The sequence below is a fragment of the Hymenobacter rubidus genome, assembly GCF_016734815.1.
GTDB lineage: Bacteria > Bacteroidota > Bacteroidia > Cytophagales > Hymenobacteraceae > Hymenobacter > Hymenobacter rubidus.
The window spans coordinates 35,030-49,276 of record NZ_JAERQF010000007.1 but is presented as its reverse complement, the minus strand read 5'-3'; the positions used below and the strand labels follow the sequence as shown (position 1 = coordinate 49,276).

Here is a 14,247-nt window from a genome sequence, read left to right as displayed (position 1 = left end):
CCATCAGGAACGCACGATGCGCATAAACGGCACGCTCGTGTCGGGCAGCGGGCCGAGCACGCCCGCCAGCGCTGCCAGGAAAGAAGCGCCGGTGTCGGGCTGGCCCCCGGCGGGCCCCCGGCCCAAGTGGCGGTGTACGTCGCCGGACCATTCGCCCACCACGGTGGGCATGCCGGCAGGGGTGCTCAGGCCCAGCGTGGCTTCGAGGGTGAAGTAGCGGGGCCGCGTTTCTTCGGCTTCGGTTTCGGCTGGCTCGTCGTCTTCTTCGTACACCAGCGCCGTAAAATAGGCCTCCATGGTCGACTGCGGCGGCGGCAAATGGAACAGCGCCGTGACGCGGCCCGCCACTTCGTGCCAGCTCAGGCGCAGGCCTTTGGGGGCCATTTTGTCGGCGGGGGGCAGGTTTTCGGCGGCCTTGTCCCACACGTAGTGCAGCAGCTCCTTGGCCAGGTAGGGGTCGCTCAGCTCGCGGCGCACCGAGGCCGGCCGGCGCCAGGCCAGCTGGGGCAGCAGCACATGGGCAAAATTGTAAGGATGCGAACGGGCCATGGTGCAAAAGTAAGGCCCGGATGCCATGCGCTCACTGCTTGCGCCCTTGATTGGTTGCCGCCAAAATGGCTTCCCACAGCACTTCGGCGCTGCGGGCCCACGAAAACCGGAGCAAGTTTTCCTGCCCCTGGGCCACCAGTTGCTGGCGGAGCGCGGCATCGTGCCACAGCCGAGTGAGGCCGGCGGCAATGCTTTCGCTCTGGTTGGGGTCGACCAGCAGGGCGCCGCCTTCCCCGGCCACTTCCGGCATGGAGCTGACATTGGACGTGAGCACCGGGCAGCCGCTGGCCTGCGCTTCCACAATCGGAATGCCAAACCCTTCAAAGTAGGGCACATACACCGTGGCGCGGGCCGCAGCGTACAGGCCCGCCAGCTCGGCGTCGGCCACGCGGCCGGTAAAATGCACGGCGGCTTTGTGCTGCATCTGCTCGTAGGCATCGAGGATGGGGCCGGCTTTCCAGGCCTTGCGGCCCACAATGAGCAGCTGGGCCTCGGCTACGGCCGCTCCGCCGGTGGTTTTGAACTGGTCAAACGCCCGCAGCAAATGGCCCAGGTTTTTGCGCGGCTGCAAGGCTCCCACGAACAGAAAATAGGGCTGTGCCTGGCTGAAGCGCCGCCGGATTTCGTGCTGCGCCGCCGCGGGCTGGGGCCGAAACAGCTCGGCCGGCGCGTTGTAGGCCACGCTGATTTTGGCCGGCGCGGTGCCGTAGGTCTGCACGATGTCGGCCTTGGTGGCTTCCGACACGGCCACCAGCCGCTCGGAAGCGCGGGCGAAGCGGGGCGAGAAAAAGTGGTAGTACTTGCGCTGCAACAGGCCCACATCAAGCGGAAAATGCTCGAACGCCAGGTCGTGAATGACCGTGACGCGAGGCACACGCGTGTTCAACGTCGTAAAGCCGTCGGGGCTGAGGAAGGCCGCCGGCCGGTGCCGGGCCAGCCACAGGGCCACCGCGCCCTCAAACCACGCCACGTACAGAAACGGATGCCGCGCCGGCGGGGCCAGCACATGCGGCACCACGTTGGGCCCGAAGAGGTAGCGCTTGTCGAAAGCTCTATCAAAGAGAAAGTGAAACGTCACCTCCGGATGCTGCGCCACCAGCCGAGCCAACGTCTCGTAGGTGAAGCGGCCGATGCCTTCTAAATGGGCGCCGGGCAGCAAAAACCGAGTATTGACGGCAACGTGCATGGGGAACAACGGAAGTTAAACGGAACGTCATGCTGCGCTTGTCGAAGCATCTCTCCCGCAGCAGTAATTTGATTTACTATTGCGGAACGTCATGCTTCGACAAGCGCAGCATGACGTTCTTGAGAGTCGATGATTACAGCGCAATTTACCGTTTCGGTACCAACTGGCTGATTTCTTTGCGTTGCACCAGCCCCGTGCCCAGCACAATCAATCCGAACACCACGCCCATGATACCCGCTTCCAGCCACCAGCTTAGGGCGCCGTTCAGGCCGTATTGCAGGCCGTACCACACGCCGCACAGCAGCCCGAACGCCAGCAACAGCCGGGCCAGCAGGCGGAAGGGCACGCCCACGTTGGTGCGCCGCCGCACCAGCACCAGGTAGCCAACGGAGACGGCCACGGCGCACAGCAGCGTATCGAGGGAGGCGGCCACGGCGCCGTAGCGGGGCAGCAAAAACAGGTTTAGGCCAATGTTGAGCACGATGCTGCCGGCTACCAGCCAGCTCACCGCCCGCTCGTGGGTGGTGCTGGTGAGCAAGGTGCTGTAGATGGCGAAGAAGGCGTGCACCAGCACGTTCACGAACAGAATTTTCAGGCACACCGTCATGCGCTGCACCTCGGCCGGGCTGCTGTGGCTGAACTGCCAGAACACCACCTCGCCCCGAAACAGAATGAAGGCTACGATGAACAGCAGCGGCAGCGCCACAATGCGCTGCCCAAAGTGTAGCAATTGGCGTTGGGCCACGGCATCGCGCGGCACGCTGGCAAACTTGGCAAAAAACAGCGGCAGCACCGTCCAGGCGTACATCATCACGGCGTCGACCCAGCGGTAGGCGCCGGCGTAGTAGCCCGCCTCGGTGGGCGAGGCCAGGCGCTCCAGCATCACCATGTCGATGCGCTCGTTTACGCCATAGAGCAGCGTCATGAAGGCGAAGGGCAGACTGGCGCGCAGGGCGGTGCGGGCCACGGGGCCCTGCCAGCGGTACTTAATTCGGCCAAAAAGGCGCGTCATTAGCCCATATGTGAGCACCGTGGTAAAGGCTGCCGCGCTCAGCCGCGCCCCCACGTAATTGGGCAGGGTGAGGCCGATGGGCAGCAGCACCAGCACGGCGCCCAGCAGCACAAATTTCTCCACCACCGAGAGCACGGCGTCGGTGTTGAACTTCTGATGGGCTTGCAGGGTGCCGCGCAAAAACTGCCCGTACTGGGCCAGCAGCAGCGCCGCGCCCACCGCGCCGAGGAGCAGCAGCTCGTTGCCCCGGTAGCCCAGCCCCCAGCCCACCACCAGCATAACGGCCAGGGCCACAAAGTTGAGCGCACCACGCAGCGGCAGCAGCGTCGGAAAAGTTTCGGCCAGGAAGCTGGGCTCGGCAGCCACGCGCTGCACGGCGTAGGGCGTGAGGCCGAGGTCGGACAGCGCCGCCACCACCAGCGTAAGGGCCGAGAGGGCCGTCACCAGCCCGAACGTGGCGTGCCCGAGCCGGTCCTGCACCAGGTTTTCGACCACCACCCAGCCGGGTTTCACCAGCAGGTTGAGCAGGACGACGAAGCTGATATTGCCAAAAAACCGTTTGATGCCGACGAGTAAGCTAAAACCTGAAATAGCCCCGCGCCGCACGGCGTTGGGTTGGCAAAGCTACGCACCGGGCCCGAGCAGCCGCATCTTGTAACCAATCCAGGCCAATTTCCGGCTATCTTTGCCCGCTGCTTTTTCCGCCGCTTGCCCAATAATTAACCTGTCGGAGCGTTGGGCTTTCCTTTCAGTATGTCATCTACACCTACTTTTTCCCTGGTGGGCATCGGGCCCATCATCAACCGTTGGAAATACTTTGTGGCTGGGGCCGTGGGGTTAGCAGCCATTGTCAGCATCATCGTGGCGCTGCTGCTGCCCAATGTGTACCGCTCCACGGCCGTGTTCATACCTACCAACCCGCAAACCACCGACCCTGACCGCCTGGTAGACGGGGGCAAACTCGAGCTGGGTGGCCGGGCTGAAGACTTGGACCGGGCCATTTCCATCGGCGAATCGCAGACGGTAGCCGAATTGGTCATCAAAAAATTCAATCTCTACAAACACTATAAAGCCGGCCCTCCCGGCGATGATGCCACCGACAATTTCGTGCTCAGCGAGTTCAGCGGCAACCTGAGCATTGTGCACAACGAGCGCGACGCCATCGAGCTTACGTTTACGGACAAAGACAAAAACCTGGCCGCCCAGATTGCCAACACGTTGGTGCACGTTATCGACTCGGTGAACCAGCAGCTGACGCTGGAAAACCGGCGGCACCTGCTCGACCTCTACCGCCAGCGCTACGAGTACCTGAGCACCAGCTACGAGCGCAGCCGCCGCGAGCTGGTGGGCGCCCGCCGCAAATACGGCATCTTTGGGCTGGAGATGCAGGGCCGCTACATGGTGAAGCAGCTCATCGAAACCGAAGCGGCCCTGCGCAAGGCCGAAGCCAGCGGGGGCGACGTGGCCGGCCTGCGCCGCTCGCTGCGCGGCCTCACCCGTGCCGACGGCGGCAACCTCATCAACCTGGAAAGCTACGTGGCCGGCACCGACTCGCTGGCCATGTTCACGACCCGCGTGGCCGATTTGCAGGGCCGCCTTATCGCGGCGCGCTCGGCCTACGAAACGGCCGAGCTGAGCATTAAGGGCCGCATTTCCAGCGTGTACCTGGTGCAGAAGGCCTATCCGGCCACCAAGAAATTCAAGCCCGTGCGCTCGCTCATCGTGCTGGGCTCCATGCTGCTGACGTTTGCGCTGGCGGTGGTGTTCATTGCGCTGCTCGAGCTGTACCGCCACAACAACCGGCCGAGTGCCCTGCGTCCGGCGTGAACCCACCCGTAAACGAGCGCCTGCACCGCATCTGGCAGTCCTTCGATGGGCCCCAGCTGCTGTTTATGGGCTTTATCGCGCTGCTGCTGACGGGCGGCGCGGCGGCGGCCCTGGCCGAAATGCCCGCGCTGTTGCTGCCGGCGCTGCTGGCCGTGGGCCTGCTGGTGGCCCTCATCGAGTGGCGCTGGCTGTACTACCTGCTGTTTTTCATTTTGCCGTTTACCCAGGAAATTGGCCTGTTTGGGGGCCTGAGCATGGACGTGCCTTCCGAGCCGCTCATGCTGGCCATCACGGCCTGCGTGCTGGGCGCCTTGGTGCTGGGCGCGGGGCCATTGCCCCGCCGCGAATGGATGCACCCCTTGCTGGTCATTCTGGGGCTGATGCTGCTGTGGACGGCTGTGGACGCGGCTTTTTCGGTGGTGGTCATCAAGTCCATTAAGTACCTGCTGGCCAAGGTGTGGTACATCACGCCGTTTTTGCTGGGCACCCTGCTCATTGTGCGGCGGCCGGCCGATGCCTGGCGCTTTGCTTCGGTGTACGCGGCCGGGGCCTGCCTGAGCGTGCTTTACGTAGCCAGCCGGCACGCCACCAAAGGCTTTAGCTTCGAGCAGATTAACTGGTCGTTGCACCCGTTTTTCCGCAACCACGTCATCTACGCAGCCATGCTGGCGCTACTGATTCCGTTTGGGTGGTTTGCCATGCAGGCGGCACGCACGGCGGGGGGGCGCTGGGCGTGGCGGGGGGGGTTGGGCATTCTGCTGTTTGGGCTGCTTACTTCCTACACAAGGGCTTCTATTTTGTCGCTGCCCATCGCCGGCCTGTTTTACGTGGTGATGCGACTGCACCTGACCCGGGTGGTGCTGGTAGCAGCGGCCGTGGGCGTCACGCTGTCGGTGGCCTACGTGGTGGTCGGCGACCGGTACATGGAGTACGCGCCCAACTACGAGCGCACCGTGTTCAACGGCAAAAATTTCGAAAAACACCTGGAGGCAACTTATAAACTCCAAGATGTATCGGGCATGGAGCGGGTGTACCGCTGGGTAGCCGCCGCCCGCATGATTGGGGACAAACCCCTGGTGGGCAGCGGAGCAGCTACTTTTTACCCCGAGTACAAGCGCTACACGGTGAAAAGCTTCCGCACCTATGTAAGCGACAACCCCGAAAAATCAACGACGCACAACTATTTCCTGCTTCAGCTGGCCGAGCAGGGCATCCCGGGATTTGTCCTGTTCCTCACCCTAGTGGCTACGGCCCTGCTGGCGGGTGAACGGCTTTATCACCGCTCGGCCAGCCAGCCGGATGTGCGTCGGGTAGTACTGGCGGCCACCCTCTCCCTGGTCGTCATCGTTTTCCACCTCACGCTCAACGAGCTGGTGGAAGTAGACAAGATTGGGCCGGTATTTTTCGTGTGCCTGGCCCTGTTGGTACGGTCCGACACGTGGCTGGCAGAAGCTCCGCTTACAGATGAAGTAAGCAATGAGCAATGAGCAGTGAGCAAAAGCACGTCCTGCTGAGCGCAGCCGAAGTATCTCGCGTGCAAGAGTAATTCAATCGTTGAACGAAGCGAGCGAGATGCTTCGGCTGCGCTCAGCAGGACGTGCTTTTTGCTTTCCTACTATTTTCCCAGCTCATTTAAACCGGCAGCTCAGAATAGTCACATCGTCGGCAAACTGCGCGTTGTGGGCGCTGAAGGCGTTGATGCTGCGCAGCAGCTCCTGGTGCAGCTTGGGCAGCGGCAGGTAGCGGTTGCGGTGCAGCACGGCCAGCACGCCTTCCTCGCCAAACTCGTTGTTGTCGGCATCGAATACTTCGGTGAGGCCGTCGGTGTAGAGCAGCAGCAGGGAATGGAGCGGAATTTCAATTTCGCCCACTCGCAGCAGCGGCAGCTCTTCCATGATGCCCAGCATGACGGTGCCGTGCTTGAGCGGCTGCACGCTGCCGTTGTCGGCGAGCAGCAGCGGGTCGTTGTGGCCGGCGTTCACGTACTGCAGGCGGCGGGTGCGGCGGTCGTAGATGCCCAGGAAAGCGGTGATGAACTTCTCGCCGCCCGAGTTGCGGAACAGCAAGTGGTTGAGCTCGGGCACGATGGTGGCCAGCTCCACGCCCTGGCGCAGCAGCGTGCGCAGCCCGGCCTGGAAGTTCGACATCAGCAGCGAGGCGGGCACGCCTTTGCCGCTCACGTCGGCCACGCACAGCAGCAGGCGGTCGGCATCCATCTCCACCACGTCGTAGTAGTCGCCCCCGATTTCGGTGTGGGGCACGTAGCTGCGCTCAATAGCCAGGTGGCTGTCGTTGGGCAGGTGGCGCGGAAACAGCATGGCCTGCACCTCCTGCGCAATTTCAATTTCCTTGCGCACGGCGGCATCGGCAACGCGCTGGGCCTGGAGCCGGCGGTTTTCCACGGCGCCCATCAGCGTGTTGGCCAGGGAGGTGATGAAGGGAATCATCTGCTGGCGGTCGTGGTCGGTGCGCAGGCCGCCCACAAACACGTAGGCTACTATCTGGCGCTGCCGCAGAATGGGCAGAATCAGCTCGTACCGGTCCCAATCGGGCCCCAGGTTCAGGTCTTCCACGGCCTGCGGCTGCCGCACGTCGCCGTCGAGCAGCGGGCGGCTGAGCTTGAATTTTTCGGCGGCAGCCATGTCAACGCCCAGCGACAGGCGCACTTTAAAATCCTGCCCTTCGTGCGCAAACAGCAAGACCTGGAGTGCGTTGCGCTGGCCTTGCAACGTGAGGCGCAGCATGTGGTAAAGCTCGTCCACGGAATGGTCGCGGGCGGTCATGTCGTGGGCCACGCCTAGCACAGTATCCAACTCAAACTGCTTGAGCTGCAGTTGGCGCTTGAGCTGCTTGATTTGCTCGTCGCGCGCGGCTACCTGACCGGCCAAATCAGCCGAGGGCTCAGCAGAAGAAAAAGGAGCAGCGGAAGCCATGCGGAAAGGTAAGCACGCGGACGAAAATGCCCACGGGGCTACAAACTTAAGCAGCCACGGGCGTTTTGGGGTCGTAAGCGTCGCGCAGGCCGTTGCCCAGCAGGTTAAAGCTGAGCACGAGCGCCGAAATGGCCGTGCCCGGCAGCAGCGTGAGCCATAGGCCGGCCTCGGTGCCCAGCAGGTCGTAGCCTTCCTTCACCATCAGGCCCCAACTGGGCGCGGGCGGCTGCACGCCTAGCCCGAGGAAGCTCAGGCCGGCTTCAAGCAGAATGGCCGCCGCGAAGTTGCTGGTGGCCAGCACAATAAGCGGACCGCGCATGTTGGGCAGCAGGTGCCGCGCAATGAGCCGCGACGTAGGCAGCCCCAGCACCCGACCGGCCTCCACAAACGTGGCCGAGCGCAGGCTGAGCATCTGGCCGCGCACCACGCGGGCCACGTCCACCCACATAGTCAGGCCCACGGCTACGAAGCTGACCCACACGCCCTTACTATCGAGTGCCAGCGAAATGGCAATAACCAGCATGATGCCCGGAATGCTCCACACCACCGTCATCACGCCCAGCAACACGGAATCGACCCAGCCGCCGAAGTAGCCGGCCACGGCGCCCACGGCCATGCCCAACGCCAGCGAAATAAGCACCGCCACCAGCCCAATGCCCAGCGAGATGCGCGTGCCCAGCAGCAGCCGGCTCAGCTCGTCGCGCCCGGCTTTGTCGGTGCCCAGCCAGTAGGTGCGGTAGTGCGTCTGCGTATCAAAAAGCTGCTTGAGGGGTGTTTTAAGCGCAATTTGTTGCCAAGGAGCCAACGTAGCATCCGGAGCAGTCCAATGTCGTACGGCAATGTACTGGCTATTGAGGCGGCGATAAGCTGCGATGGGCAGTTCTTCGCGCTGTGGTTCACGCCCAGTCAGCCAGGTAGTAAAAATATTCGCATCCTGCCGGCCTTTGGCAACCGAATCAGCGACTGGCAAATACAGAAAACGCACCTCCAAGCCCGGCGGCTGCTTTTGAATCTGCACGAAGCCGTGGTTGGCATTGGGCGAGTTGTCGGGCAGCACCCAATAGCCGAGCAGGGCCACCAGTGTGCACAAGGCAATGAACGCCAGACCGGCCACGGCGGGCCGGTTTTGCCACAGGCGCTGGCGCACGTAGTAGCCGGGCGGGCGGGCTACGGCCTGCGCGCTGGCCGCCACAGGCGGCGCCGCCGGTGCTGCCGTGGTTGCCACGGCTAGCGGGTGTTGTGCTGCAACAGGCCTTCCTTGGAAGCCAGATAAGAGGCATCGCGGGCGATGGCGCCGAAGGACGTGGTTTCGTAGGCCAGCTCGGTATCCGGGTCGGGCCAGTAGCTGCGGATGAGGCCTTGCTCCAGCAAGGTGCGGAGCTGGTCTTCGAGCTCGGCGGCGGGCAGGCCGGTTTTCTGGAGCAAGGTGCGGAACGGAGTGACGAAATAGAGCTCGTCGAGCAGGTCGAATTCGGGGTCAGTCACGGGGAGAAACGGCGGGCTGGGATTTGGGCAAATGTAAGGCCGGTAGGGGCCATTACTCCGAATCAGTTACCAACAGTCATGGCGTTGGTTTCGCCAGCGTATTGGCATAGTTAACCAAGAAGGACAATTCCCGGTCGTTAGACAAGTTTAGCCCGTTTTCCCGGACGTAAGCGCGCAGCTGCGTTTCCCTATCAGGAAAGTACTTGAGCACGTCCTGGGGCTTCCGCAACTTGAACACCGCGCCGACGGCCGTGGCCAGATAAAGCGTGACAATGGTAGCGCCGGGGTAGACGGTTATCGTGGGCTGAGGACGGGCGGCAAGCCCATTCAAGCTGGGAAAACTTCCATGCAATAGCTCTTGGTACCCTACCGCCCGCTCGCGCCGCAACAATACCGCGCCGGGGCCGCGGCTGAGCTGCTCATAGAATCCCCAGGCAACCGGGGAAGAGCCTTTGATTGCAGGCAAGGGAAACACCCGAAAAATGCGCTGCAAGGCAATGTAGGTATCGCCCGCGCGCTGCTGGTCGGGGGCGTCTTTAACAGCAAATCCGCGCACCAAATGCGCGGGGAGGGTGTAGGTGCTGTCGTTCGGGCACCGGAGCGAAAGCAGCTCCTTTTCGGGATATAGGACCAACGTTCCCGTCAAAATAGTGCCCGTTGTGAGCACAACGGCGGCCTCGGTAAAAGGCTTGACCGAAATAGGAGCCTGCGCCTGGCTAACCAAGCAAACCCCAATGGCAAGTACTGCCCCACCCAATATGCCTGTGGTCATCATGCTGGACTGCATCTACGCCGTTTTACTTGGTTGGTTTGGAGAAAAATCCCGCTGCTTTCGACATGACACCGGGGCCGCCACCTGATTTCGGCGGCCAGCAGCCAAAACTAGTATGCGGTTGCTACCGCCATCGGAGTTTCTTGTTGAGCATTGATATAAGCCACAATAGAGGTTATTTCTTTGTCTGAAAGAGCAAAAGAGGGCATCTGCTGCTTATTAAACTTAGTGAAGATGGCCACTGCGTACTCGTCGCCGCTGGCCACCACTTTGCTGGAATTTTTCACCCACGGCAAAATCCAGCTCATGGGCCGGCGTTTGGTGATGCCGGCCAGCGCCGGGCCTACCACCTGCTCATTCACCGCATGGCACTGGGCGCAGTTGCTTTTAAACAGAGCGTCGCCGGCAGCTACTTCAGCGGCCTGCACGCCCGAAAACACATTGCGGGACGTCGACACCTTTTCCACCGGATAAGCAGGGCCTTCGTTTGAGGAAATTTCGATGCGCGCCGCCTCTACATCATCGGCCGCGAAGCCCACCAGCCCGGCGGCGCTCAACAGGGTGAAACCAATGAGTACGACTATCAGCAACATACCGACAGAAAGGGCGAAACCAACCGAATTGAACCGCATAACACGTTGGGTTTAGGTGGAATATATGTGCGGCAAATTTACCATCCAAGCCCTGTGGAGCAGCCTTTTGCAGCCTTGGCCCATTTCAATTTCTCCGGGCCTTGGTCGATTGCTACGAAGCGCTAACAAAGCCTGGCAAGGCTAGCGCTATAGGTGCCTATCATAAGCCAGCTGCGTCCCCAACGAGCACCAGCACGCAGTATTCTTTTGTTTCTGGGGCAGCGGGAGCAGTGTTAGCCGAAAATTTGCTAAAACCGGTCCTGCTAAACTTATCGGAGCAGAACCGTTTTAGAGCATTTTCGGGGTCGCTGTATAGTAGCGCGAACTGTGTAGTTCACGCCGCCACGCCGTTTGACCTTCTTTAACGGAGCAGGTACGCGAACGACAAAGTTCGCGCTATTACTGCCGCTGCTTCGGACTGTACACTGATACCGAAACCGCTCTAGGTTGGCTCAAACAATCTCTCAGCCGGCGTACGTGGCCCGCGCCGGCGCCTGGGGCAGCACCAGCAGCTTCTGCTCCAGCTCCTGGGCGGCCAGGGCGCAGGCGGCTTCAATCTCCAAAAACAAGGACAGTAGCGTCGCCATGGTTTCGGGTTTGGCCCCGTCACCCACCGAAATCAGCTTGACGGCCATGCCCTGAATGGACTTGGCCACGTCCTCCAGATTCGGGCTCATGCCCATGGTGGCAAACGTGGGGATGATGGAATGCGTGGCGCGCTTCAGGGCAATCCAGTCCTTTTCGGCAATGGCCTTTTTCATGGTCTGCACCAGCTGCGGAATTTCCTGCAGGTAGAGCCCAATCATCTCGGCCATGCGGGCGTCGCTTTTGGTAATGCGCTTCAGGTAGTCGAAGTTGACGCAGGTGGGGAGCGGGAGGGGCTGGTCGGCCGCGTCCGATTCGCCGGTGGTTTTGTCGGTGTCGGCCTGCTTCAGAAACTTGATGATTTTGCTGTACAGCAGCTTGTCGTCAATGGGTTTCGAGATGTAGTCGTTCATGCCCACGGCCTTGCACTTCTCCACGTCCACGGTCGTCACGTCGGCCGTGAGGGCAATGATGGGCACGGTCAGGTGCAGCACGTTGCGGATGTATTCGGTGGCCTCGAAGCCGTTCATCACCGGCATCTGCAGGTCCATCAGCACCACGTCGTAGCGGGTGGTGCGCAGCTTTTCGAGGGCCAGCTTGCCGTTGCCGGCCACGTCCATGGCAAAACCGAAGTCTTCCAGCAGGGTCTTCATCAGCAGCTGGTTCAGGGCAATGTCTTCCACCACCAGAATGTTGACGTCTGTAAACTCCGTTTCCCGCTCGATAATCAGGCTCGATTCGGCGTCGGCTTTTTCGGTGGTTTTGCCAAAGCTCAGGATGAAGCTGAACGTGGAGCCCACGCCCACCTTGCTCTTCACATTGATGGTGCCGCCCTGGGGCTCTACCAGGTTTTTGACAATGGCCAGGCCCAGCCCGGTGCCGCCGTACAAGCGGCTGGTGCCGCTGGTGGCCTGCTGAAAATCATCGAACACGGTGCCCAGCTTGGCTTCCTCGATGCCGATGCCCGTGTCGGTGACGGCAAATTCGAGGATGACTTTTTCCTTGTCCTGCACCAGCATCCGCACGCCCACCGTGATGGTGCCTTCGCTGGTAAACTTCACGGCGTTGCTCACCAGGTTGAGGATGACCTGGTGCAGGCGCACGGGGTCGCCCACCAGCACCTCCGGAATTTTGGCGTCGTACTCCATCACCAGGGCCAGGTTTTTTTCCTGAATCTTGGTTTCGAACAGGTGCACCATGGCCGCCACCGACGCCGAGAGCTTGAACGGAATCTGCTCAAACGTCATCTTGCCCGCGTCCACCTTGGCCAGGTCCAGGATGTCGTTGATGAGCACAATCAGCGTGTCGCCGCTCAGCTTAATGGCCGTCAGGTATTCCTTCTGCTTGTCGGTGAGCTCGGTTTTCAGCACCACCTTCGTGAAGCCGATGATGGCGTTCATGGGCGTGCGGATTTCGTGGCTCATGTTGCTGAGAAACTGCTGCTTCGCCTTCACCGCGTTTTCGGCAATGCCGGTGGCGCTTTCGGCTTTGGCCTGGGCTTCTTCGGCCAGCACGGTGGCGCGCTCGGCCGCAAATTTGGCCTCAATCAGCTCCGTGGCCACGCGTTTCTGGTCGGTCACGTCGCGGGCCACAATCACTACGCCCAGCACGGTGCCCTCGTCGTTCTTGTACACCGACCCGTTGAACAGCACGTCGGTCAGCTTGCCGTCGCGGTGGCGCAGGGTGAGGGGCGAGTCGGCCACGGTGCCTTTGGCAAACACTTCCTGGTACACCTCGCGGGCCATCTGCGGGTCGGTGAAGTACACAAAAAAGTCCGAGCCAATCAGCTGCGCGCGCTCCATGCCGGTGATGTTCACGGTGGCTTGGTTCATGTCCGTGATTTTGCCTTCGGGGCTGATGGTGACCAGCGGGTCGCGGCTGGCCTCAATCAGGCCGCGGGCGTAGTTGGCCACGCGCAGCTCGGCCGCCCGCTTCACCTTCTCGTCGTTCTGAAACGCCAGCTCCTTGTTGGCAATGACCAGCTCGGCGGCCCGCTTCTCCTTTTCGTCGTTCTGAAACGCCAGCTCAATGTTGGCAATGCTCAGCTCCTGCGCCCGCTTCTCCTTCTCGTCGTTCTGAAAAGCCAGCTCTTTATTGGCCACAATCAGCTCCTGCGCCCGTTTCTCTTTTTCATCGTTCTGAAAGGCTAGCTCTTCGTTGGCGATGCTCAGCTCGGCCGCGCGCTTCTCCTTCTCGTCGTTCTGGAAGGCCAACTCGGTGTTGGCCACGCTCAATTCGTGCGCCCGCTTCTCTTTCTCATCGTTCTGGAACGCCAGCTCCGTGTTGGCTACGCTGAGCTCCTGCGCCCGCTTCTCCTTCTCGTCGTTCTGAAAGGCCAGTTCCTTGTTGGCAATGCCCAACTCAGCCGCCCGTTTTTCCTTCTCGTTGTTTTGGAAGGCGAGTTCTTTGTTGGCAATGCTGAGCTCGGCCGCCCGTTTTTCTTTTTCGTCGTTCTGGAACGCCAGCTCTTCGTTGGCGACGCTCAGCTCCTGCGCGCGCTTCTCTTTTTCATCGTTCTGAAACGCCAGCTCTTCGTTGGCAATGCTGAGCTCATCGGCCCGCTTTTCCTTTTCGTTGTGCTGGAAGGCCAGTTCTTTGTTGGCGATGCCCAGTTCGGTGGCCCAGTTTTTCTCGGCCACTTCGCGGGCCACAATCACCGCCCCCAGCAGCACCCCCTGGTCGTCCCGGTTGGCCGAGCCGTCGAACAGCACCTCGGTCAGCGAGCCGTTGGTGTGGCAAAGGGTGAACGGCACGTTCCGAACCGTTCCGTTGGCCACCACCTCGCGGTAGGCATCCCACACCAATTCCGGCGCGGTAAAAAAGGCGAAGAAGTCCGCTCCCAACAACGTGTCGCGCTCCACGCCGGTCAGCGTCACGGCCGCCTCGTTGGTGTCGACGATGCGGCCCTGCAGGTCCACGGTGACCAATAAAGCCGGACTGCCTTCAATCAGCCGGCGGTACTTCTTTTCACTTTCCTTCATGGCAGACGGTTTGCCGACCCGGAAGGCAAGCGTTGACTTTTGTGTGGTGCGACCTTCCCACCCGTGAGTTAGCAAGGAGAATTCCTGGCTGAGCACGGCAGGCAGCTATTGATTAAATACCAAACGAAGCCTGAGCTTGCAGGCGGTATTTAACTGAAATCTATGTAAGATACTGCTTTTATGCCGCCAGAAATTTTATATTCGGCGGCGATGAAGCAACGGCCATCGAAATAACCCCGCTCACCTTGCGCAGGGACTGTGCCAGCCGGTAAACGGCATGCCTTC

The 14,247-nt window shown here is 61.2% G+C and carries 11 protein-coding genes; 2 read left to right on the top strand and 9 right to left on the bottom strand.

Annotated elements, in window-relative coordinates; genetic code table 11:
• Positions 1-3 precede the first annotated feature (3 nt).
• The 3 genes from JKL48_RS07180 to JKL48_RS23535 all read right to left on the bottom strand — a co-directional run bounded on the left by JKL48_RS07180 (position 4) and on the right by JKL48_RS23535 (position 3,353).
• A complete protein-coding gene (locus JKL48_RS07180) occupies positions 4-549 on the bottom strand; it encodes a hypothetical protein (RefSeq protein ID WP_201980605.1) in 546 nt (181 codons plus the stop codon).
• A 31-nt stretch (positions 550-580) separates the two neighbouring features.
• A complete protein-coding gene (locus tag JKL48_RS07175) occupies positions 581-1,735 on the bottom strand; it encodes a glycosyltransferase family 4 protein (protein WP_201980603.1) in 1,155 nt (384 codons plus the stop codon).
• A 145-nt stretch (positions 1,736-1,880) separates the two neighbouring features.
• Positions 1,881-3,353 (bottom strand): oligosaccharide flippase family protein, encoded by a 1,473-nt coding sequence (locus JKL48_RS23535; RefSeq protein ID WP_201980600.1) that lies wholly within the window; start codon positions 3,351-3,353, stop codon positions 1,881-1,883.
• A gap of 147 nt (positions 3,354-3,500) precedes the next feature.
• On the opposite strand from JKL48_RS23535, the gene JKL48_RS07165 reads away from it, so the two are divergent.
• A complete protein-coding gene (locus tag JKL48_RS07165) occupies positions 3,501-4,574 on the top strand; it encodes a GumC domain-containing protein (protein WP_201980599.1) in 1,074 nt (357 codons plus the stop codon).
• Positions 4,571-6,061 carry an O-antigen ligase family protein gene (locus JKL48_RS23530; protein ID WP_201980597.1) on the top strand — a complete coding sequence of 497 codons (1,491 nt, stop codon included), beginning with the start codon at positions 4,571-4,573 and terminating at the stop codon, positions 6,059-6,061. The genes JKL48_RS07165 and JKL48_RS23530 overlap by 4 nt, the downstream gene beginning before the upstream one ends.
• Positions 6,062-6,202: 141 nt before the next feature.
• On the opposite strand, the gene JKL48_RS07155 is transcribed toward JKL48_RS23530, so the two are convergent.
• The 6 genes from JKL48_RS07155 to JKL48_RS07130 form a co-directional block, all read right to left on the bottom strand.
• Positions 6,203-7,507 (bottom strand): PP2C family protein-serine/threonine phosphatase, encoded by a 1,305-nt coding sequence (locus tag JKL48_RS07155; RefSeq protein ID WP_201980595.1) that lies wholly within the window; start codon positions 7,505-7,507, stop codon positions 6,203-6,205.
• Positions 7,508-7,553: 46 nt separating this feature from the next.
• Positions 7,554-8,732 (bottom strand): ABC transporter permease, encoded by a 1,179-nt coding sequence (locus tag JKL48_RS07150; RefSeq protein WP_317191902.1) that lies wholly within the window; start codon positions 8,730-8,732, stop codon positions 7,554-7,556.
• Positions 8,733-8,734: 2 nt separating this feature from the next.
• Positions 8,735-8,992, bottom strand: a complete 258-nt coding sequence (locus JKL48_RS07145) for a hypothetical protein (protein WP_198070155.1) — start codon at positions 8,990-8,992, stop codon at positions 8,735-8,737.
• A 76-nt stretch (positions 8,993-9,068) separates the two neighbouring features.
• Positions 9,069-9,626: a hypothetical protein gene (locus JKL48_RS07140; protein WP_201980592.1), complete on the bottom strand. Its 558-nt coding sequence runs from the start codon at positions 9,624-9,626 to the stop codon at positions 9,069-9,071.
• A 248-nt stretch (positions 9,627-9,874) separates the two neighbouring features.
• Positions 9,875-10,396, bottom strand: coding sequence for a c-type cytochrome (locus tag JKL48_RS07135; RefSeq protein WP_236668657.1), 522 nt, complete (start codon positions 10,394-10,396; stop codon positions 9,875-9,877).
• A 464-nt stretch (positions 10,397-10,860) separates the two neighbouring features.
• Positions 10,861-13,962, bottom strand: coding sequence for a PAS domain S-box protein (locus JKL48_RS07130; protein WP_201980588.1), 3,102 nt, complete (start codon positions 13,960-13,962; stop codon positions 10,861-10,863).
• Between the last annotated feature and the right edge of the window lie 285 nt (positions 13,963-14,247).